Raw genomic sequence first — 20,642 nt, 5'->3', positions numbered from 1 at the left:
TGGATTGCACGATGGATTTATTCGATAGCGCTACGGCTTTCCTCGACAGGCGGCCCCTGGCACCGACGACTTTACTGATCGCGAACAAGTGGCGCCCGTGCGGTTTCGGGGCAGTATCGGAATGCGTAGCGGATGTGAGGCAGGTGCTATGAACTGGACATGGTTCCACAAGCTGGGTTCGCCCAAATGGTTCTACGGAATCAGCAGCCGCTGGATGCCCTGGCTTGGCTGGGCAACCTTCGTGCTGGTCACGGTAGGCACGATCTGGGGGCTGGCGTTTGCGCCCCAGGACTACCAGCAGGGCAACAGCTTCCGGATCATCTATATCCATGTGCCCGCCGCATTCCTGGCGCAATCGATCTATGTGATGCTGGCCGTCGCGGGCCTGGTCGGTCTGGTGTGGAAAATGAAACTGGCGGATGTCGCCTTGCAGCAGGCCGCGCCCATCGGTGCCTGGATGACCTTCATCGCGCTGCTGACCGGGGCGGTATGGGGCAAGCCGACCTGGGGCGCCTGGTGGGTCTGGGATGCCCGCCTGACCTCGATGCTGATCCTGCTGTTCCTGTACTTCGGCATCATTGCGCTGGGGCAGGCCATCAGCAACCGCGACAGCGCGGCGAAAGCCTGCGCGGTGCTTTCCATCGTCGGGGTGGTGAACATCCCGATCATCAAGTACTCGGTGGAGTGGTGGAACACCCTTCATCAGCCCGCGACCTTCACGGTCACCGAAAAGCCCGCGATGCCGGTCGAAATGTGGTTGCCGCTGCTGGTCATGGTCCTGGGCTTCTACTGTTTCTTCACATGGGTACTGCTGATGCGCATGCGCCTGGAAGTGCTGCGTCGCGAATCACGCAGCAGCTGGGTCAAGGCCGAGGTGCAGGCGCTGGTAGGTAAGGCATCATGAATTTCTCATCGTTTTCCGAATTCATCGCCATGGGCAACCATGGCCTGTACGTCTGGACATCCTATGGCATCAGCCTGGCCGTCCTGGTTCTGAACGTGGCGCTGCCAATGCTGGCACGCCGGCGATATCTGCAAGATGAGGCGCGTCGTTTGCGCCGGGAGGAAATGAAGTGAATCCTGTGCGCAAGAAGCGTTTGTTCATCATTCTGACCATTCTGGCCGGCGTGGGCATCGCGGTAACGCTGGCTCTGTCTGCCTTGCGAGAGAACATCAACCTCTTCTACACGCCGACCCAGATCGCCGCCGGCGAAGCGCCGGAAGGCACTCGGATTCGCGCCGGCGGGCTGGTGGAAGAGGGTTCGGTGACACGTAGCAAGGATTCGCTCACCGTGACTTTCCGCGTCACGGATAACAACGCCAGCATCGCCATCCAGTACCAGGGCATCCTGCCGGACCTGTTTCGCGAGGGGCAGGGCATCGTCGCTCTGGGGCGCGTCAATGGCGAAGGCGTCCTGGTCGCCGACGAAGTGCTGGCCAAGCACGATGAGAACTACATGCCGCCGGAAGTCACCCAGGCGCTTGAGCAGAGCGGCATGATGAAGCATTACGAAGGCGACAAGCAGGAGTATGCAAAATGATTCCCGAGCTCGGCCATCTGGCCATGATTCTGGCGCTGTGCCTGGCCGTGGTGCAGGGCACGCTGCCGCTGATCGGTGCCTGGCGCGGTGATCATCAGTGGATGAGCCTGGCGCAGCCGGCTGCCTGGGGGCAGTTCGCCTTCCTGGGATTCTCCTTCGCCTGCCTGACCTACGCGTTCATGGTCGATGACTTCTCCGTCGCCTACGTCGCGCACAACTCCAACAGCGCGCTGCCCTGGTACTACAAGTTCAGCGCCGTATGGGGTGCCCACGAAGGCTCCCTGCTGCTCTGGGCCTTCATCCTGGCCGGCTGGACCTTCGCCGTGGCGATTTTCTCCCGCCAGCTGCCCGAGGACATGCTGGCGCGGGTGCTGGGGGTCATGGGCCTGATCAGCATCGGCTTCCTGCTGTTCCTGATCATCACCTCCAACCCTTTCGAGCGCTACCTGCCGCAGGCGCCGATGGACGGGCGCGACCTCAACCCGCTGCTGCAGGACTTCGGCCTGATCGTGCATCCACCGATGCTCTACATGGGTTATGTCGGTTTCTCGGTGGCCTTCGCCTTCGCCATCGCCGCTTTGCTGGGTGGCCGCCTGGATGCCGCCTGGGCACGCTGGTCGCGGCCCTGGACACTGGTCGCCTGGGCCTTTCTCGGTGCCGGTATCGCGCTGGGTTCCTGGTGGGCCTATTACGAGCTTGGCTGGGGCGGCTGGTGGTTCTGGGACCCGGTGGAGAACGCCTCCTTCATGCCCTGGCTGGTCGGCACGGCGCTGATCCATTCGCTGGCGGTGACGGAGAAGCGTGGCGTCTTCAAGAGCTGGACGGTATTGCTGGCGATTGCCGCATTCTCGCTCAGCCTGCTGGGCACCTTCCTGGTCCGCTCCGGTGTGCTGACCTCGGTGCATGCCTTCGCCACCGATCCGGAGCGCGGCGTCTTCATTCTGGCTTTCCTGCTGCTGGTCGTCGGTGGCTCGCTGACCCTGTTCGCCTTGCGCGCGCCGGTGGTGAAAAGCCGGATTGGCTTCAGTCTCTGGTCCCGCGAAACCCTGCTGCTGGTCAACAACCTGCTGCTGGTGGTCGCAACCGCGATGATCCTGCTGGGCACGCTGTATCCGCTGCTGCTTGATGCTTTGTCCGACACCAAGCTGTCCGTTGGGCCGCCCTATTTCAATGCGATGTTCCTGCCGCTGATGGCCGCGCTGATGCTCGCCCTGGGCGTGGGCATCCTGGTGCGCTGGAAAGACACGCCGGTGAAATGGCTGCTGGGCATGCTGACCCCGGTACTGATCACCAGCGCCGTGCTGGCTGGGCTGGGCTCGATGCTGCTCGGTGATTTCCACTGGGCGGGGCTTGCCGTATGCCTGCTGGCGGCCTGGGTCGTGGTGGCCGGTGTGCGCGACGTGCTCGACAAGACTCGCCACAAGGGTCTGTTCAAGGGCATTCGCAGCCTGGCGCCGAGCTACTGGGGCATGCAGACGGCGCACCTGGGCCTGGCGGTATGTGCTATCGGCGTGGTGCTGGTCAGCCAGCACAGTTCCGAGCGCGACCTGCGTCTGGCGCCGGGCGAGTCGCTGGAACTGGGTGGCTACACCTTCGTCTTCGAAGGCGCCACGCATTTCGACGGACCGAACTTCACCTCGGACAAGGGCACCATCCGGGTCTTCGACGGTGACAAGCAGATTGCTCTCCTGCATCCCGAGAAGCGCCTGTATACCGTCCAGCAGATGCCCATGACCGAGGCCGGTATCGATGCGGGCTTCACCCGCGACCTTTACGTGGCTCTGGGTGAGCCGCTGGAGGACGGCGCCTGGGCGGTGAGGGTGCATATCAAGCCCTTCGTGCGCTGGATCTGGCTGGGGGCGTTGCTGATGTCCGTCGGTGGTGTTCTGTCCGCCTGTGACCGGCGTTATCGCGTGAAGGTCAAGACCCGTGTCCGTGAGGCCCTGGGCTTGGCCCAGCAAGGAGCCTGAGCATGAAAAGACTGTTGATGCTGCTGCCGCTGGCGATCTTCCTGGCGGTCGCGGTGTTTCTCTATCGCGGCCTGTTCCTGGACCCGTCCGAGCTGCCGTCGGCGCTGATCGACAAGCCGCTGCCCGCATTCTCGCTGCCATCGCTGGAAGACCCGGAGCGCATGCTGAGTGCTGCCGACTTCAAGGGCGAGGCGGCGCTGGTGAATGTATGGGCGACCTGGTGCCCGACCTGCCGCGCCGAGCACGAGATGCTCAACCAGTTGGCCAGTCAGGGCGTGGTGGTCTATGGGGTTAACTACAAGGATGACAGCGAGGCCGCGCGTCGCTGGCTGAACGAGCTGGGCAACCCCTATCGCCTCAACGTCGAGGATCCAGAGGGCAGTCTGGGGATCAACCTCGGCGTCTACGGTGCGCCGGAGACCTTCCTGATCGACAAGGACGGGATCATTCGCCACAAGTATGTCGGCGCCATCGACCCGCGCGTATGGCGTGAACAGCTCGCTGCGCTCTATCAGGAACTGGTGGACCAATGAAACAGCTGATCCAAGGCTTTCTGCTGGCGCTGTGCATGATTGGTGGCGCGCAGGCGGCGATCGATGCCTACGAGTTCAGGGACGAGACCGAGCGCGAACGCTACCGGACCCTGGTTGAAGAGCTGCGTTGCCCGAAATGCCAGAACCAGAACATTGCCGACTCCAATGCGCCCATCGCCATGGACTTGCGCCGTGAAATCTTCCGTATGCTCGAAGAAGGGCAGAGCAACGAGCAGATCGTTGACTACCTGGTCGCGCGTTATGGCGATTTCGTGCGCTACAAACCGCCGCTCAACATGAAGACGCTACTGCTCTGGTACGGCCCGATAGGCTTGCTGGTATTGGGCTTCGGCGTGTTGGCGCTGATCCTGATGCGGCGGCGTCGTGCTACGGACGACGATGCGCAGAACACTCTTTCCGAGGCCGAACGTGAACGCCTCGCCACGTTGCTGGATAAAAAAGAACCATGATCGATTTCTGGATAGGGGCCGCGCTGCTGCTGCTGGCCGCTCTGGCCATCCTGCTGCTTCCCGTACTGCGGGGCCGCCGGGTACAGGCAGAAGAAGACCGGACAGCGCTCAATGTTGCGCTGTATGAAGAAAGGCTCGGCGAGCTGGCCAGCCAGCAGGCTGCCGGCACGCTGACAGCGGAGCAGTTCGAGGAAGGGCGTGCCGATGCCGCGCGCGAGCTGCTCGACGACACTGAAGGTGATGACGTACGACGCAGCAGCAGCCTGGGCCGCACGATTCCGCTGATTGCCGCGATCCTGGTGCCACTGTTCGGTTATGGCATGTACCTGCACTGGGGGGCCAGCGACAAGCTGGAACTGACGCGCGAATTCATTGAGCAGCCCAAAACCATGGAAGAGATGACGGCGCGGCTCGAGCGTGCGGTCAAGGCGCAGCCCGAATCCACCGAGGCCTGGTATTTCCTGGCCCGGACCTACATGAACCAGGAGCGTCCGGCTGATGCCGCCGGTGCCTATGCGCAGCTCGTCGAACTGGCTGGGCGCGCGCCGGAGCTGCTCGGCCAATGGGCGCAAGCACTGTATTTTGCCGGGGGTCGCCAGTGGACCGAGCAGATACGGCAACTCACCGACGAAGCGTTGCAGGCGGACCCGCATGAAGTGACGAGTCTTGGTCTGTTGGGTATTGCAGCTTTCGAAGACGGACGTTTCGAGGAGGCCGCCGGCTTCTGGGAGCGCCTGGTGGCCGCGTTGCCGCCCGAAGATCCTTCACGTGAGGCCATTCAGGGCGGCATTGCCCAGGCGCGTGAGCGTCTTGGACAGCCGCTCGGCGCTGATGACAAGCCTGCTGAAGAGGCCGCTGCCGGTGCCGCGAGCCTTAGCGTCGAAGTCCGTCTCGGGGATGAACTGGCCGACAAGGTACAGCCCGGTGATGCGGTATTCGTATTCGCTCGTGCGGCCTCAGGGCCGGCCATGCCGTTGGCGGTCAAGCGCCTCAGCGTCAGCGATCTTCCGGCTACCGTCAGTTTGAGCGATGCCGATGCAATGACGCCTCAGCTTCGGTTGTCCAACTTCGAGCAGGTCAGGCTGTTCGCACGTATCTCCAGGGAGGGCGATGCCACGCGTGGCGAGTGGCAAGGCAGCAGCGAACCCCTGGAGCTGGGAAGCGGGGATGTGGTCCGGCTGACCATTGATCAACCTGAAACGCCCTCGTCCTGATCGCTGGCGGGGCGAGCGAGAGGCGAGCGATGACGGATTCGGTTTACAGGCAGGCTGAAAGCCTGCTCAAAGTGGGTGCTGCAACGACGCTGGCGCTGCTGCTGGCGGCCTGTGCCGGTAGCCCCTATCAGCGCTCCGAGCCGGCCCCCAGACCGGCCCCGCCTGCAACGGATGTGCCCCGTGAGCCTGCTGTCAAGCCGCCTCCGGTGCGCACGCCCTCCGCACCGAAGCCTCCCGCCACGCAAAAAAGCCATCCACGCTACGCGCCGCCGCCGCATGCCGCCGCGCACTGGGACAACCGTCTGAGTGTCTATGTCGTGGAAGGGCGGAACCTGTACTACCGCGAACGCCTGTATTACCGCTGGGAGGGTGACTGGTATAGCGCAGGTCGTCCGGAAGGACCGTGGGAACCGGTTGCCACACCCAGCGTTCCGACCGGGCTTCGGCAGCTGCATTGAGATCCTTGCAGGCGGCCCATTCGTAGCCCCATTCGGGAAGTCCGGCTCTGTTTGTCCAGTCGGTTGAAACCGGAGTTCGTTGAAAAACGCAGCCAGTTTTGCAATGGTCCGCTAAAGGCCTGCCAGCAATTGCCGATACAGACTTCAGGTGCACAAGAGTGCCATCAACAGACTGTAAGGGCTCGGCTGCGTACGGGGAGCGGATTCATGAATGCATCAGTCAAACGTCTCGAGGAAACCGGTCACGCGCTGCGCGATGCGATGGTGCAGCAGGACTGGACAGCGATCAGCGTTCTGGATACCCAGTGTCGTCAGGTTGTCGAAGCTGCGATGAGTGAGCCCCGCGAAGACGAATCGGCGATCCGTCGGCACTTGCAAGAACTGACCATTATCTATCGCGAGTTGGTGGGTGCCTGCCAGGCAGAGCAGAATCGTGCGACGGGAGAGTTGATCCAGCTCAATCATTCTCGGCATGGTGCAAAAGTTTATAAACTTTTCGGTTGATGCCATGACGCATTCTGTTTCAAAGCAGCACCGCTCGTCAGTTTAAGCAGGCCCTGAAAATTTTCCTTCCTCCTGAGCCTGCATCTCGTCATTTTCGCTTAACGCTTATGCAATCTGCTATCTGGAATCTTTGGCAATCAGGCAGCTTTTTTCGCTGAAAAGCATTTAACTTCCTTTATCTTCGATACAGGGTCGTTTAGTTGCCTATTACTTGCTTCCGGCCTGTCGCAGTGCATGAAGCAGGGGGCAGGAAAAGAAGGTTGTTCTTTAGTCGTTAAATCACGTCATAAATTTGACTCCGCGCGATTTTTTTAATTAACTAGTGGCTATCTGCCGGTGACGCCTCGTTTCTCTCGATGCGCATTCAGTATTTCTTCCCAGCCTCTAGAGCCTATAAACAAGATGTGGCGTGAAACCAAAATTTTGTTGATAGACGACGATAAGGATCGTCGGCGTGATTTGGCGGTCATCCTCAATTTTCTGGGCGAAGATCATCTGGCTTGTACCAGCGATGATTGGCGAAAAGTGGTGGATTCGCTTGAGTCGAGCCGAAGTGTACTTGGGGTCATGCTCGGTGCTGTTTCGACAAAGGGTGGTGTGGCGGAGCTGCTCAAGCAGCTCGGAAAATGGGATGAGAACCTGCCGCTTCTTCTGATCGGTGAGCCTGTCCCGGCGGAGTGGCCGGAAGATATCCGTCGGCAAGTGCTGGCCAGCCTGGAAATGCCACCCAGTTACAACAAGTTGCTCGATTCCCTGCACCGTGCCCAGGTCTATCGCGAGGTGTATGACCAGGCCCGGGCGCGCGGGCGTCAGCGCGAGACCAACCTGTTTCGCAGCCTGGTAGGCACCAGTCGCGCCGTGCAGCATGTCCGGCAGATGATGCAGCAGGTCGCCGATACCGAGGCGAGCGTGCTGATCCTTGGCGAGTCCGGTACCGGCAAGGAAGTGGTCGCAAGAAACCTCCATTACCATTCCAAGCGGCGCAGCGGCCCCTTCGTTCCCGTCAATTGCGGCGCGATCCCGGCTGAGCTGCTGGAAAGCGAGCTGTTCGGTCACGAGAAGGGTGCCTTTACCGGGGCGATCACTTCCCGCGCCGGCCGCTTCGAGCTGGCTGAGGGCGGTACGCTGTTCCTCGATGAAATCGGCGACATGCCCTTGCCGATGCAGGTCAAGCTGTTGCGCGTATTGCAGGAGCGTACCTTCGAACGGATAGGCAGCAATCGTACGCAGAACGCTGACGTACGGATTATCGCGGCAACCCATAAAAACCTGGAAAAGATGATCGTGGAAGGCAGTTTCCGCGAGGATCTTTACTACCGGCTCAATGTCTTTCCCATTGAAATGGCCCCGCTGCGCGAGCGTATAGAAGATATACCGCTGTTGATGAACGAGCTCATTTCGCGCATGGAGCACGAAAAACGCGGTTCGATCCGTTTCAATTCCGCCGCCATCATGTCTCTGTGTCGCCATGACTGGCCGGGTAACGTGCGGGAACTGGCCAATCTCGTCGAGCGCATGGCCATCATGCACCCCTACGGGGTCATCGGCGTGATGGAGCTGCCAAAGAAATTCCGCCATGTCGATGACGATGACGAACAGTACGCCGCCAGCCTGCACACCGAAATGGAAGAGCGTGCGGCCATCAATGCGCCTGTGGTTATCAGCGATGCGCAGGCCATGCTGCCTATCGAGGGGCTCGATCTGAAGGATTATCTGGCCAACCTTGAGCAGGGCCTGATCCAGCAGGCGCTGGACGATGCCGGTGGCGTTGTCGCACGGGCTGCCGAACGCCTGCGCATTCGCCGGACGACCCTCGTCGAGAAGATGCGCAAGTACGGCATGAACCGTCGCGACGAAGACGCCGACGACTGATGCGCCGCCGCGCTGCTGCAAGGCGGTGCGGTTTCAGCCCGTTCCCGCGCATGCATTGCCGGGCATGATCCTTGCTCGCTGTCACTGAACAACCACTTGACCGACCATCTTTTGACGGACATGTGCCAGTGACTTCAGTGTTTTCTCCCTCCGCTGTCATTTCGCATTCTGCCGAGCCTTGTGCCAGCGCCGAGCTTGAGCAGTCGCTCGAACGTTTCTCTCATCTGTCGGGGCGCCTGGAAGACTCGCAGGAGCTGCTGCAGGCGCGTATGTCCGAATTGAAAGGGCAGCTCGCCGAAGCCAGCGCGCAGCGCCTGCGCGAGTTCGACGAGAAGGAGCGCCTGGCCAATCGGCTGCAGAGCCTGCTGGACCTGCTGCCGGGTGGTGTCATCGTCATCGATGGTCAGGGTGTGGTTCGCGAAGCCAATCCGGTGGCCCTGGACTTGCTCGGCGAGCCCCTTGAAGGGCGGCTCTGGCGTGAGGTTATCGCTCGCAGCTTCGCTCCGCGCAAGGATGATGGGCATGAGGTTTCCCTGAAGGATGGGCGCCGCGTGTCGATTGCCACACGCTCACTGAATGGCGAACCGGGACAGCTGGTCCTGCTGACTGACCTGACCGAAACACGACGTCTGCAGGAGCAATTGGCGCGTCATGAGCGCCTGTCGTCACTGGGGCGCATGGTGGCCTCGCTGGCGCATCAGATCCGCACGCCTTTGTCCTCGGCCCTGCTGTATGCCAGCCATCTGGAGCAGGGTGGGTTGAGCGACGAGCAGCAGCAGCGTTTTGCTGGCCGCCTGAAGGATCGTCTGAATGAGCTGGAACATCAGGTGCGCGATATGCTGGTGTTCGCTCGCGGCGACCTGCCTATTGAGAATCGCCTGACACCGGCGCAGCTCCTGGCTGCATTGCGTGCGGCGGCTGAGACCCGCTTGCAGGGTGTTGTGGTTCGCTGGCAGTGCGACGTGCGGGGCGGCGCATTGCTGTGCAATCGCGACATGCTGGTCGGGGCGCTGCTCAATCTGATCGAGAATGCATTGCAGGCCAGTGCTGATGAGCCGCGTTTGAAAATACATGTTTATGCACGGGATTCGGTCATGCATATCAGCGTCAGCGACAACGGCGTTGGCATCGAGGCCACGACCCTGACGCGCCTCGGTGAACCCTTCTTCACCACCAGGGCGACCGGCACCGGACTGGGCCTGGCAGTGGTCAAATCCATTGCCCGCGCCCATTCGGGCACCCTCTCATTGCGCTCCCGGCCAGGTCGGGGTACCTGCGCCACCCTGCGTTTACCGTTGCTTGCGGAGCAGCTTCGATGACTGTGAGAATCCTGCTGGTCGAGGATGACCGTTCCCTGCGCGAAGCCCTGGGCGATACCCTTGAACTTGCAGGCTTCGCCTACCAGGCGGTCGATAGCGCGGAATCGGCGGTGCTGGCATTGCAGGCGAATACCTTCGGGCTGGTGATCAGCGATGTGAACATGCCCGGCATGGATGGCCATGCCTTGCAGGTATTCATACGTCAGCGCTATCCACAGCTACCGGTCTTGCTGATGACGGCCTACGGCGCGGTCGAACGAGCCGTCGAAGCGATGCGTCAGGGTGCTGTGGACTACCTGGTCAAGCCGTTCGAGCCGAAGGTGCTGCTTGAGCTGATTGCGCGGCATGCCTGTGGGCAGCCCGGTAGCTCGGACGCGCCGGGGCCTGTTGCGCAAGAGGCTGCCAGCCGCCAGTTGCTGGCGTTGGCCGCTCGCGTGGCGCAAAGCGACTCGACGGTGCTGATTTCCGGCGAATCGGGCACCGGCAAGGAAGTGCTGGCGCGTTACATCCACCAGCAGTCGCGTCGCGCGAGCAAGCCCTTCGTGGCGATCAATTGTGCGGCGATCCCGGACAACATGCTCGAAGCCACCTTGTTCGGCCATGAAAAAGGCGCGTTTACCGGCGCAATCGCCAGCCAGCCGGGTAAGTTCGAGCTGGCCGAAGGTGGCACGCTGCTGCTCGACGAAATTTCCGAAATGCCGCTGGCGCTGCAGGCCAAGCTGCTGCGTGTGTTGCAGGAGCGCGAGGTCGAGCGTGTCGGTGCGCGCAAGCCGCTGGCGCTGGATATCCGCGTCATTGCCACCACCAACCGCGATCTGGCCGAGGAAGTGCGCAGCGGGCGCTTTCGCGAAGACCTGTTCTACCGTGTCTCGGTGTTCCCGCTTGCCTGGGCGCCCCTGCGTTATCGTCCGGCGGATATCGTGCCGCTGGCCGAACGGCTATTGGCAAGTCATGCAGCCAAGATGCGTCAACCTGCCGCAAGATTGACGGGCGAGGCGCGTCAATACCTGCTCAGGCATGCCTGGCCCGGCAATGTCCGCGAACTGGACAATGCCATTCAGCGAGCCCTGATCCTGCAGCAGGGCGGGTTGATCCGCCCGGAGGATCTGTGCCTGAGCGCAACGATCGGCTTTGCTTCGCCAGCAGGCGACAGTGCCGCACCCGAGTATCCGCTGGAGCAGGAATCCCTAGTGCCGCTTTCTTCCGATGGCGGTGGCGCCCTGGGGGACGATCTTCGCCGGCGCGAGTTCGAGCTGATCCTCGAAACCCTGCGCAGCGAGCGTGGGCGTCGCAAGGAGACGGCCGATCGACTGGGCATCAGCGCTCGCACCCTGCGCTACAAGCTGGCTCAGATGCGCGATGCTGGCATGGATATCGAGGCTCTGCTGTAGGGGAAGTGAGCAGGGCGGTGGGGTGGCTCTGATAAGCTCCTGCGCGCATGGGCTTACGAGGATCTGAATATGGACGAAGCGTTCTGGCACCGGCGATGGGCACGAAACGAAATCGGCTTTCATCTGGGCGAGGTCAATCCATTGTTGCGCCGTCACTGGCCGGGATTGCACCTGACGGCGGGTGCGAAAGTGCTGGTGCCGCTCTGCGGCAAGAGCCTGGATCTGGTCTGGCTGGTCGAACAGGGTTTCGAGGTGCTGGGCGTCGAGTTGAGCGAAAAGGCCGTCGAGGATTTCTTCGCCGAGCAGAATCTGCCTGCCCGGATCGAGCAGCGGGATGGGTTCAGGATCTATCGTTCCGGCTCGCTGGAAATCCGTTGCGGTGATTTCTTTGCGCTGACGGCCGAGGATGTTACCGGTTGCCAGGGACTGTATGACCGGGCGGCGCTGATCGCCTTGCCGGCGCCGATGCGCCAGCGTTATACCGAGCATCTGTCGGTTATCCTCGCAGCGGGCTGCACGGGGTTGCTGATCGTACTCGATTATGAGCAGGCGCAGATGGATGGCCCGCCTTTCGCGGTAAGCGATGCGGAGATCGAGGCGTCCATGGGCGACTGTTGGGATATTTCGCTGCTGGAGCGGGCGAGTGCCCTGGATGAGAAATTTCTGCAGCGCGGTCTGAAGCGAATGGACCAGAACTGCTATCGGCTGATGCGGCGTTAGTATCCCGTCTCATGAAAAAGCCCAGCCATCAGGCTGGGCTTTTTCATATCCGGCTTTCGCCGATCAGCCGCGCTGGCGCAGGGCCTCGATACGGGCTTCCAGCGGTGGATGGGTCATCAGCAGGCCGGCCAGGCCGTTGCGCAGGGAGCCGTTGATGCTGAACGCCTTGAGGGTGTCAGGCATATCCACCGGTACGCCCTGTTCGGCGCGCAGGCGCTGCAGTGCGGCAATCATGGCGCCGGTGCCGGCCAGTTGCGCGCCGGCTTCATCGGCACGGAATTCACGTTTGCGCGAGAACCACATGACGACGATGCTGGCGAGAATGCCCAGTACCAGTTCGGCGAAGATGGTGGCGACGAAATAGCCGATGCCATGGCCGTCCTCGTTCTTCAGGATCGCCTTGTCGACGAAATTGCCGAAGATGCGCGCGAAGAACATCACGAAGGTGTTCACCACGCCCTGAATCAGCGCCAGTGTGACCATGTCGCCGTTGGCCACATGGCCGATTTCATGGGCCAGTACGGCTTTGACTTCTTCCGGGGAGAAACGCTCGAGCAGGCCCTGGCTGACGGCGACGAGGGCATCGTTCTTGTTCCAGCCTGTGGCGAAGGCGTTGGCCTCGTAGGCGGGGAAGATGCCCACTTCCGGCATCTTGATGCCGGCATCGCGGGAAAGCTGTTCGACGGTCTGCAGCAGCCACTGTTCATGGCGCGTGCGTGGCTGGCTGATGATCTCGGTGCGGGTGCTCATCTTCGCCATCCATTTGGAGATGAACAGCGATACCAGTGAGCCAGCGAAGCCGAACACGGCGCAGAAGACCAGCAGGCTACCGTGGTTCTGCCCGGTGAAGCGGTCCACCCCGAGCAGCTTCAGAGTAATACCCGCGACGACCAGCACAGCGAGGTTGGTGGCCAGGAACAAGAAAATGCGCATCATGTTGCGGCTAACTCCAAGGGAACAGTAAAGAACGTTAGGCTATATAAGGTGCGGGTCGGTGCTATTCAACCAGGCGACTATTTCAAGCTATGTCGCCTGTGTCATCGAGCCGCGGATCCTGCTTGCCTGTTACTGACTGTAAGAGCCAAGGAAGTTGCCGATACGACCGATTGCCTGCTCCAGATCATCCACGCGCGGCAGTGTGACGACGCGGAAATGGTCGGGCCAGGGCCAGTTGAAGGCGGTGCCCTGAACGATCAGCAGCTTCTCGGAGAGCAGCAGGTCCAGGACGAACTTCTCGTCGTTGTGGATCGGGCAGACCTTCGGGTCGATGCGTGGGAAGGCATAGAGCGCCCCCATCGGCTTCACGCAACTGACGCCCGGAATGTCGTTGAGCAGCTCCCAGGTGCGGTTGCGCTGTTCGAGCAGGCGCCCCGGCGGCAGCACTAGGTCGTTGATGCTCTGATAGCCGCCCAGCGCGGTCTGGATCGCATGCTGTGCCGGCACGTTGGCGCACAGGCGCATGTTGGCCAGGATATCCAGGCCTTCGATATAGCTTTTGGCCTTGTGCTTCGGCCCGGTAATGACGACCCAGCCGGAGCGGAAACCGGCGACCCGGTAGGATTTGGACAGGCCGTTGAAGGTCAGGCAAAGCACGTCCGGCGCCAGGGAAGCGGTGCAGATGTGCACGGCGTCGTCGTAGAGAATCTTGTCGTAGATCTCGTCGGAGAACAGTACCAGCTTGTGCTGGCGCGCCAGTTCGACCATGCCCTCCAGCACTTCTTTGGAATAGACCGCGCCGGTAGGATTGTTCGGGTTGATCAGCACCAGCGCCTTGGTGTTCGGCGTGATCTTGGCCCTGATGTCGTCCAGATCGGGCCACCAGTTGGCCTGTTCGTCGCACAGGTAGTGCACCGGCTTGCCGCCGGACAGGCTCACGGCGGCGGTCCACAGGGGATAGTCCGGCGCGGGAATCAGCACCTCGTCGCCATTGTTGAGCAGCGCCTGCATGGACATCACGATCAGCTCGGACACGCCGTTGCCGAGATAGATGTCCTCGATGGTCACGCCTTCCACCTGCTTCTGCTGGTAGTACTGCATGATGGCCTTGCGGGCGCTGAACAGACCCTTGGAGTCGCTGTAGCCCTGGGCGGTCGGCAGGTTGCGGATCACGTCCTGGAGGATTTCCTCCGGGGCCTCGAAACCGAACGGCGCCGGGTTGCCGATATTCAGCTTGAGGATGCGATGGCCTTCCTCTTCCAGGCGTTTGGCGTGCTTGAGCACCGGCCCGCGAATGTCGTAGCAGACATTGGCGAGCTTGTTCGATTTGCTGACCTGCATGATCCTGAGTGTCCCGAAGTAAGGACGTGCCATGCCAGACGGCTGGCAACGTTTGACGTGAATCTGCCGCCTTGGCAGCCTGAAACTCCACTGCCAGACTAGGCGTCTGAGAACGAGGCATGATACGTGCGGCCCGATCACCGGAAAAGGTACAGATCCGCCTTTTTTGAGTTCATGAGGTGTACCGATGGAAAAGCTTGAGAAACCCCTCGAAGCCTGGCGTGCCGAGCTGTCGGATGAGCAGTTTCAAGTCTGCCGGCTGGGTGCGACCGAGCGCCCGTTTAGCGGCAAGTACAACGACACCAAGACCGCTGGCCTCTATCTCTGCGCCTGCTGCGATGCGCCATTGTTCGACTCGGATACCAAGTTCAGCTCCGGCTGTGGCTGGCCGAGCTATTTTCAGCCGGTGAGCGAGAGCGCCATTGCCAGCGTCGATGACTTCAGCCACGGCATGCATCGTATCGAGGTCAAGTGTTCGCGCTGTGACGCGCATCTGGGGCATGTCTTTCCCGATGGTCCGGCACCTACCGGCCTGCGCTACTGTATCAACTCGGTTTCCCTCAATCACAAGCCGCGCGACCTCTGAGCGGCCTGCATGACACCAGCGGGGCATCACGGATGCGCGATCCACTGTTCGATATTCCCTGCCTGACCATCGATGGCCAGGAAAAGACCCTGGCCGAATTCGACGCCAGGGTGCTGCTGGTGGTCAACACCGCCAGCCAGTGCGGTTTCACCCCGCAATACAAGGGGCTGGAAGCGCTGTGGAAACGCTATGGATCGCAGGGGCTGGTGGTGCTGGGCTTTCCCTGCGATCAGTTTGGCGGGCAGGAACCCGGTGATGAGCAGCAGGTTGCCGCCTTCTGCGAGCGTAACTACGGTGTCAGCTTTCCGCTGTTCGCCAAGGTCCAGGTCAATGGCGGTGATGCCCATCCGCTGTTCGTGCAACTGAAGAAGCGTGCACCGGGAGTGCTGGGCAGCAAGGCGATCAAATGGAATTTCACCAAGTTTCTGATCGCCGATGAAGGGCGCTCCATCGAGCGTTTCGCTTCGCGAACAGCGCCGGAAACCCTGGCGAAATCCATAGAGGCCCATCTGTAAGCCTGCGTACCATGGTCGTCGCGGTGCCTCGTTCGAGGCCTTTTGCCGCTCTTGTTTGTAGTCGAGAAGTTCTGGAGTGCTTGAATGGATGTCGAACTGAAGGCCTTTTTGCAGCGTGCCGACATGCTGATGAGCCGGCTGGAGCCCTTGTTGCCTGCGTTGCGCACGCCGGTGGACTGGAGCCAAAGCCTGGCTGCGCGCTGGCACAGGGAAGGGCAGAGTGGCTACCTGCAGCCGCTGGAAGTGACGCTGGATCTGGCTCTGGACGATCTGATCGGCATCGACCGGCAGCGTGAGCTTCTGTCGAACAACACGCGGCAATTCGTATCCGGGTTGCCGGCCAATCACGTTCTGCTCTGGGGCGCGCGCGGTACCGGCAAGTCATCGTTGATCCGCGCCTTGCTGGCTGAGCATGCGCCGGCGGGTCTGCGCCTGATCGAGATCGAGCGCGACCATCTGGCCGATCTGCCGAAAGTGGTCGAGCTGCTGGCCGGGCAGCCGCAGTATTTCGTGGTGTTCTGTGACGACCTGTCATTCGAGGCGGGCGAGGGCGACTACCGCGTGCTGAAGAGCGTGCTGGATGGCTCCCTGGAGCGGGCGCCGGAAAACGTACTGCTGTATGCAACCTCCAATCGCCGGCATCTGGTGCCGGAACGCCAGAGCGATAACGAAAACTGGCAAATGATCGATGGCGAGCTGCATCCCAACGAAGCGGTGGAAGACAAGATCGCCCTGTCCGATCGCTTCGGTCTCTGGCTTTCGTTCTATCCCTTCAGTCAGGAACATTACCTGAACGTGGTGCGTCACTGGATCGATTCGCTGGCCGGGCAGGCCGGGCTCGACTGGGAATGGAATGAGACGCTGGAGAAGGATGCGATCCGCTGGGCCACCGCACGCGGCAACCGCAACGGACGCTGCGCCTACCAGTTTGCGCGGCAGTGGGTAGGCGTTCGTCTGTTGCCGTTCCGTCACGAGCCGTAGGGGCAGGCGCCGGACGCTGTTCCCCGTAGGTTGAATTAGCCGAAGGCGTAATCCGGCGATCCGCAGGCGCAACCTGATGCTTCGAAGGCAGGCCCGACCCTGTTCGTCGGGTCGGTGAAGCGTGACCCGACCTGCATGGCATGTGCGAGGTTTGCAGAGTTGTAGGTCGAATTAGCCGCAGGCGTAATCCGACGATCCGCAGGCGCAGCAGCGTCATGACATGTCTAGGCAGATCAAATGCTCAGCCTGTAGCGTCAACAGACCCTAGCCCGGCTGTTGCACGCGCTTGCCCATCTCGATGAGTTTGGCATTCATGCGCTGCTCTTCTGGCAGCAGGCTGGCAACCGAAGCGAGTGTCTTCATGCGGGCGAAATGCGCTGCCAGGGCCGGCCAGCGGCTGGCATCGACCTGCTCTGCGCCGTGTTCCAGGTTGATCAGCTGGCAGGTGATGGCGATATCGGCCAGCGACAGCTGTGAGCCGACGAAATAGTCGTTCTGTCCCAATTGCCGCTCAAGGTAGTCGAAGTGTGGTGGCAGCTTTTCATTCAGAGCTGCCTGCACGCCGTCTTCATTGCAGGTGTGGCCCATGCTGGGCTTGAGGATGCGATTGCGAAAGATGCCGAAGGTCGTCAGTGGCGCAAGTTCGTAGTCGGCATATTTCTCCAGCCAGCGTATCTGTGCGCGCTGCGGCGCATCATTGCCGTACAGCCGAGTGGTGTCTGCGTAGGCTTCCTCCAGATACTGACAGATCACGCTGGAATCGGCGAGGCAAAGCTCATCGTCCTTGAGTGCCGGAATGCGCCCGAGGGGATTGAGTTGCAGATACCACTCGGGTGGTGTGAACGGCATGACCACTTCGAGCCGATAATCCAGCGATTTTTCCAGCAGGCACAGGCGTACCTTGCGGACGAAGGGCGACAGCTGAGCGCCAAACAGGGTTAGGGACATGGCTTTCTCCGGGGGTGTGGCTCAGTAGATATTGTTCTTCTTCCAGTCGTCTTCGCTTTCGAGGTCCTTCAGACCTTCGACCAGCTCGCTGGTTTCTGCAAGGCGGGGTTTCTGTTGCGTTTGTTCGAGCTGGCTGGCGTGGGCGTAGTGGGCTTCGAGCTGTTTGAGCTGCGGCTGGAAACTGGCCTTGTCCGGCTGCTTGCGCACATGCTGGATGCCCCGCTCGAAAGCCAGGCGCGCTTTGTGCGCATTGCCTTGCTGCAGTGCCTGTCTGCCGAGGTTATTGAAGTATTCGATATGCAGGAACACCATCATGCGCTGGATTTCCCCCACCCAGCGTTTGGCGGAAGCCGTGTCCAGCTGGCCCTGTTTGTTGGCCCAGATCACTTGCGCGTGCAGGTCTTCCAGCAGGAGGCGAACAGCTTTGGCCTGGGCTTCGGCAAGAATCTTCACGGGCGTGTTCGGCACGGGGATCGCATCGCCCATGGCGACCGTGTCACGCAGCGAATCGACGCGAGTGGCCAGGTTCTGGTTTTTCTTCTCCAGCGCAAGCAGGCGCTCGCCTGCATGCAGTTCAAGCCGAGTCAGCATCAGCTTGAGTGCAGGGCTCATCATCTGGCCGGGAAAGGAGTCGGAAAGGTCAGCGCAACGTCGCATGCGGTTGTTGAGCTCGGCCCGTGCACGCGCCTTCTCCAGATTGTTCTTCTCCACGATCTGATTGATGAAGCCAATCAGTATCAGCATGAACAAGCCTGCGAGGACCAATCCTGCAATCAGAACCGGGGACACTGGGCGCACCTCTTGGGGTGGTGGTTTTTTCCTGAGTGTAGTGGGTTGGATGGCAAGCTGATAGCGCAATGCGGGCGATGAAAGTCATTGATTGAAAAAGTTTTAGTTGGTGCTTGACGACCATCCAAGTCCTCCCTAGAATGCGCGCCACTTGCAGCGTGAAGCACAGCGTGAAAGCTGCAAGTCGGAAAGAAGTTGTAGTTTCCGGGCAACGTCCCCTTCGTCTAGTGGCCTAGGACACCGCCCTTTCACGGCGGTAACAGGGGTTCGAGTCCCCTAGGGGACGCCATTATTGTTGTAGATGTATTGCGGGAATAGCTCAGTTGGTAGAGCACGACCTTGCCAAGGTCGGGGTCGCGAGTTCGAGTCTCGTTTCCCGCTCCAAATTTTGATCCACAGACTTCTACTGGGGTCTGTAGGTCATTGAAAAAAGGAGCTTCGGCTCCTTTTTTCATTCCAGCGAGTGCCACGGAAATCCACCCACAGCTACCGTTTTTGAGTGACCAAATAAGGCACAAGAATACGGGTGGGTCGGCTACCGGATAGTTGCTGGGGCTGAGCGGGGACCATGACGAGCATAGGGCCTAAGTCATTACTTAGGAGTCTCGAAATGGCGCTCTCTGATCTGACCGTCCGGCAGGCGAAGACCACCGGAAAACGCTACACCCTCTCCGACAACGACTGCCTGGGCCTGATGGTCTCAGCCGCAGGCGGCAAGTCATGGCAATTCCGCTACTACTGGCTGGGCAAGCAAAAGCGCCTGTGCCTGGGCGGCTATCCTGCTCTCAGCCTGCGCGAGGCCCGGATCGAGCGAGACAAGGCCCAGGCCCTGCTCGCCAGGGGGATCGATCCTCAGGTCGAGCGCGACCAGAAACGGCACGCGGCCAAGCTGGCGGGCGAATACACCTTCAAGACCGTCTTCGATGCCTGGGTCGAGCATCGCCGCAAGGAACTCAAGGAAGGCCGTCAAAGCACGCTGTCGCAGATCCTGCGCATCTTCAACAAGGACGTGTTGCCCACCCTGGGAAGAATGTCGATCTACGACATTCGCCGCCCCCAACTCCTGGGCGTCTTGGCGGCGATCGAGAAACGCAAGGCGTTCACCACCGCCGAGAAGGTCCGCACCTGGTTCAACCAGTTGTTCCGCTATGCCCTGGTCATTGCCGAGGGGTTGGAAGTCAACCCGGCCGCCGACCTGGACGTGGTGGCAGAGCCCAAGCCCCCCGTAGCCCACAATCCCTACCTGCACCTGCCCGAGATGCCCGAGTTCCTCCAGAAGCTCCGGCTCTACAACCCCCGTGGCTGGCAGACCCAGCTTGGCGTCCGGCTGCTGTTCCTGACCGGGGTGCGCACCGGCGAACTGCGATTGGCCGAACCCGAACAGTTCGACCTCGACAGGGGCTTGTGGATCATCCCACCGCAGATCGTCAAGCAGCTCCAGGATGAAATGCGCAAGGCAGGGAAGCGGCCGCAGGATGTGCCCCCCTATATCGTGCCGCTATCCCTGCAGGCCATCGAGATCGTGCGCTATCTCCTGGGGGTGATGCGGCCGGCGCAGAAGTACTTGCTGTCACACCGCAGCGAACTCAAGAAGCGCATCAGCGAGAACACCCTCAACAAGGCCGTGCAGCTCATGGGCTATGAGGGGCGCCTGACCGGCCACGGCATCCGCGGCACTATCTCGACGGCGCTCAACGAGATTGGCTACCCGAAGATTTGGGTGGACGCGCAGCTTTCCCATTCCGACCCCAACAAGGTGAGTTCGTCCTACAACCACGCCAAGTACGTTGAGCCGCGCCGTCGGATGATGCAGGACTGGGCCGATCGGCTCGACCTGCTCGAACAGGGCGAAGTGGAAGCCGCGAGCGCGCATCTGACCATCCGTATCGACGGGGCGCCGGCGATGGCAGAAGTGGAGGAAGCGGTGGATGCGACCCTCGCGATGGCCGAGCCCACTCCTCCCGGCGTCCCGCCCGTCGTGGCCACGCCTATTGTCGTAACCCCGAGCAGCGGCGGCATCACGTTCCAGCGGCTGTCTCAGGTACCGCCGCCTCCGACGCATGCCCCAGAGCCGGAAGTGTCCGCGATCCAGCGCGAGCGCGAGGAAATGCTGACCATCTACGAGTCTCCAAGCAGCTTGCCGGTCCCGCTGTTCGGCAAGCTGGCCGGAAAGTCCAAGGACCAGATCAACCGCGAACTGAAAGCGGGCAAGTTGCTGTCCATCAGTTTGGGCAATCGGGGGCAGCGTGTTCCCGATTGGCAACTGGTGCCGCTCAAGCACAAGCTGGCCCAGGTGCTCATGAACCAGTGCCCGCACGCGGATTCGTGGGATCTGTACCGCATGCTGACCCAGCCGCACCCTGACCTGGGGGACCGCGCGGCCATTGATGCGGTCACGCCGACCAACGTACCGGCGATCATCCAGGTCATCATGGGCGACTACCAGCACTATGCGGATATGCCCGAGGCCATTGCCCCGTACCCCATCCCCGAGGATGTGCGGCAAAGCGTTCGTCGGCTGGTGGATAGCGCAGTAGTTCTAGACGGAGCATAG

The 20,642-nt window shown here is 61.2% G+C and carries 21 protein-coding genes and 2 tRNA genes; 19 read left to right on the top strand and 4 right to left on the bottom strand.

From position 1 onward, the window contains the following. The first annotated feature begins 148 nt into the window (after window positions 1-148). From G7020_RS02200 to G7020_RS02140, 13 genes are all read left to right on the top strand, one after another. The gene (locus G7020_RS02200) at window positions 149-904 is read left to right on the top strand and encodes a heme ABC transporter permease (RefSeq protein ID WP_181082306.1); all 756 of its coding nucleotides are present in this window, start codon (window positions 149-151) and stop codon (window positions 902-904) included. Further along, window positions 901-1,077, top strand: coding sequence for a heme exporter protein CcmD (gene ccmD, locus G7020_RS02195; protein WP_181082305.1), 177 nt, complete (start codon window positions 901-903; stop codon window positions 1,075-1,077). The genes G7020_RS02200 and ccmD overlap by 4 nt, the downstream gene beginning before the upstream one ends. Next, window positions 1,074-1,541 carry a cytochrome c maturation protein CcmE gene (ccmE, locus tag G7020_RS02190; protein WP_181082304.1) on the top strand — a complete coding sequence of 156 codons (468 nt, stop codon included), beginning with the start codon at window positions 1,074-1,076 and terminating at the stop codon, window positions 1,539-1,541. Before ccmD ends, ccmE begins: the two co-directional genes overlap by 4 nt. After that, entirely contained in the window at window positions 1,538-3,511 is a 1,974-nt protein-coding gene (locus G7020_RS02185; RefSeq protein ID WP_181082303.1) for a heme lyase CcmF/NrfE family subunit, read from the top strand. Before ccmE ends, G7020_RS02185 begins: the two co-directional genes overlap by 4 nt. Window positions 3,512-3,513: 2 nt before the next feature. Then, entirely contained in the window at window positions 3,514-4,044 is a 531-nt protein-coding gene (locus G7020_RS02180; protein ID WP_181082302.1) for a DsbE family thiol:disulfide interchange protein, read from the top strand. Further along, complete coding sequence (locus G7020_RS02175) at window positions 4,041-4,514, top strand: cytochrome c-type biogenesis protein (RefSeq protein ID WP_181082301.1); 474 nt, start codon at window positions 4,041-4,043, stop codon at window positions 4,512-4,514. Before G7020_RS02180 ends, G7020_RS02175 begins: the two co-directional genes overlap by 4 nt. Continuing rightward, complete coding sequence (ccmI, locus tag G7020_RS02170; RefSeq protein ID WP_181082300.1) at window positions 4,511-5,728, top strand: c-type cytochrome biogenesis protein CcmI; 1,218 nt, start codon at window positions 4,511-4,513, stop codon at window positions 5,726-5,728. The genes G7020_RS02175 and ccmI overlap by 4 nt, the downstream gene beginning before the upstream one ends. A gap of 29 nt (window positions 5,729-5,757) precedes the next feature. Continuing rightward, entirely contained in the window at window positions 5,758-6,186 is a 429-nt protein-coding gene (locus G7020_RS02165) for a hypothetical protein (RefSeq protein WP_181082299.1), read from the top strand. Between the two features lie 207 nt (window positions 6,187-6,393). Then, window positions 6,394-6,690, top strand: a complete 297-nt coding sequence (locus G7020_RS02160; protein WP_181082298.1) for a flagellar protein FliT — start codon at window positions 6,394-6,396, stop codon at window positions 6,688-6,690. 402 nt (window positions 6,691-7,092) lie between these two features. Next, the gene (locus tag G7020_RS02155; protein WP_181082297.1) at window positions 7,093-8,562 is read left to right on the top strand and encodes a sigma-54 dependent transcriptional regulator; all 1,470 of its coding nucleotides are present in this window, start codon (window positions 7,093-7,095) and stop codon (window positions 8,560-8,562) included. Between the two features lie 137 nt (window positions 8,563-8,699). Beyond that, window positions 8,700-9,881 (top strand): ATP-binding protein, encoded by a 1,182-nt coding sequence (locus G7020_RS02150; protein WP_181082440.1) that lies wholly within the window; start codon window positions 8,700-8,702, stop codon window positions 9,879-9,881. Beyond that, window positions 9,878-11,272, top strand: coding sequence for a sigma-54-dependent transcriptional regulator (locus tag G7020_RS02145; RefSeq protein WP_181082296.1), 1,395 nt, complete (start codon window positions 9,878-9,880; stop codon window positions 11,270-11,272). The genes G7020_RS02150 and G7020_RS02145 overlap by 4 nt, the downstream gene beginning before the upstream one ends. Before the next feature lie 69 nt (window positions 11,273-11,341). Beyond that, entirely contained in the window at window positions 11,342-11,992 is a 651-nt protein-coding gene (locus G7020_RS02140; RefSeq protein WP_181082295.1) for a thiopurine S-methyltransferase, read from the top strand. 63 nt (window positions 11,993-12,055) lie between these two features. On the opposite strand, the gene htpX is transcribed toward G7020_RS02140, so the two are convergent. Together htpX and G7020_RS02130 are read right to left on the bottom strand one after the other, a co-directional pair. Beyond that, window positions 12,056-12,928, bottom strand: coding sequence for a protease HtpX (htpX, locus tag G7020_RS02135; protein ID WP_181082294.1), 873 nt, complete (start codon window positions 12,926-12,928; stop codon window positions 12,056-12,058). A gap of 129 nt (window positions 12,929-13,057) precedes the next feature. Then, the gene (locus G7020_RS02130; RefSeq protein WP_181082439.1) at window positions 13,058-14,269 is read right to left on the bottom strand and encodes a pyridoxal phosphate-dependent aminotransferase; all 1,212 of its coding nucleotides are present in this window, start codon (window positions 14,267-14,269) and stop codon (window positions 13,058-13,060) included. 187 nt (window positions 14,270-14,456) lie between these two features. On the opposite strand from G7020_RS02130, the gene msrB reads away from it, so the two are divergent. The 3 genes from msrB (at window position 14,457) to G7020_RS02115 (ending at window position 16,351) form a co-directional block, all read left to right on the top strand. Further along, complete coding sequence (msrB, locus tag G7020_RS02125) at window positions 14,457-14,855, top strand: peptide-methionine (R)-S-oxide reductase MsrB (RefSeq protein ID WP_181082293.1); 399 nt, start codon at window positions 14,457-14,459, stop codon at window positions 14,853-14,855. 32 nt (window positions 14,856-14,887) lie between these two features. Continuing rightward, window positions 14,888-15,370, top strand: a complete 483-nt coding sequence (locus G7020_RS02120; protein ID WP_181082292.1) for a glutathione peroxidase — start codon at window positions 14,888-14,890, stop codon at window positions 15,368-15,370. 84 nt (window positions 15,371-15,454) lie between these two features. Beyond that, window positions 15,455-16,351 carry an ATP-binding protein gene (locus G7020_RS02115; protein ID WP_181082291.1) on the top strand — a complete coding sequence of 299 codons (897 nt, stop codon included), beginning with the start codon at window positions 15,455-15,457 and terminating at the stop codon, window positions 16,349-16,351. Window positions 16,352-16,615: 264 nt separating this feature from the next. Here G7020_RS02115 and G7020_RS02110 read toward each other — a convergent pair whose 3' ends face one another. Beyond that, a complete protein-coding gene (locus G7020_RS02110; RefSeq protein ID WP_181082290.1) occupies window positions 16,616-17,299 on the bottom strand; it encodes a glutathione S-transferase family protein in 684 nt (227 codons plus the stop codon). 21 nt (window positions 17,300-17,320) lie between these two features. Then, window positions 17,321-18,088: a hypothetical protein gene (locus G7020_RS02105; protein ID WP_181082289.1), complete on the bottom strand. Its 768-nt coding sequence runs from the start codon at window positions 18,086-18,088 to the stop codon at window positions 17,321-17,323. Window positions 18,089-18,301: 213 nt separating this feature from the next. On the opposite strand from G7020_RS02105, the gene G7020_RS02100 reads away from it, so the two are divergent. From G7020_RS02100 to G7020_RS02090, 3 genes are all read left to right on the top strand, one after another. Continuing rightward, window positions 18,302-18,377 (top strand) — tRNA-Glu (locus tag G7020_RS02100). Window positions 18,378-18,396: 19 nt separating this feature from the next. Next, window positions 18,397-18,472 (top strand) — tRNA-Gly (locus G7020_RS02095). Between the two features lie 226 nt (window positions 18,473-18,698). Further along, complete coding sequence (locus G7020_RS02090; RefSeq protein ID WP_023103875.1) at window positions 18,699-20,642, top strand: tyrosine-type recombinase/integrase; 1,944 nt, start codon at window positions 18,699-18,701, stop codon at window positions 20,640-20,642.

Origin of the sequence: Stutzerimonas stutzeri, assembly GCF_013522825.1 — a bacterium.
GTDB lineage: Bacteria > Pseudomonadota > Gammaproteobacteria > Pseudomonadales > Pseudomonadaceae > Stutzerimonas > Stutzerimonas stutzeri_AK.
This window is presented reverse-complemented; position numbering and strand designations above follow the sequence as displayed.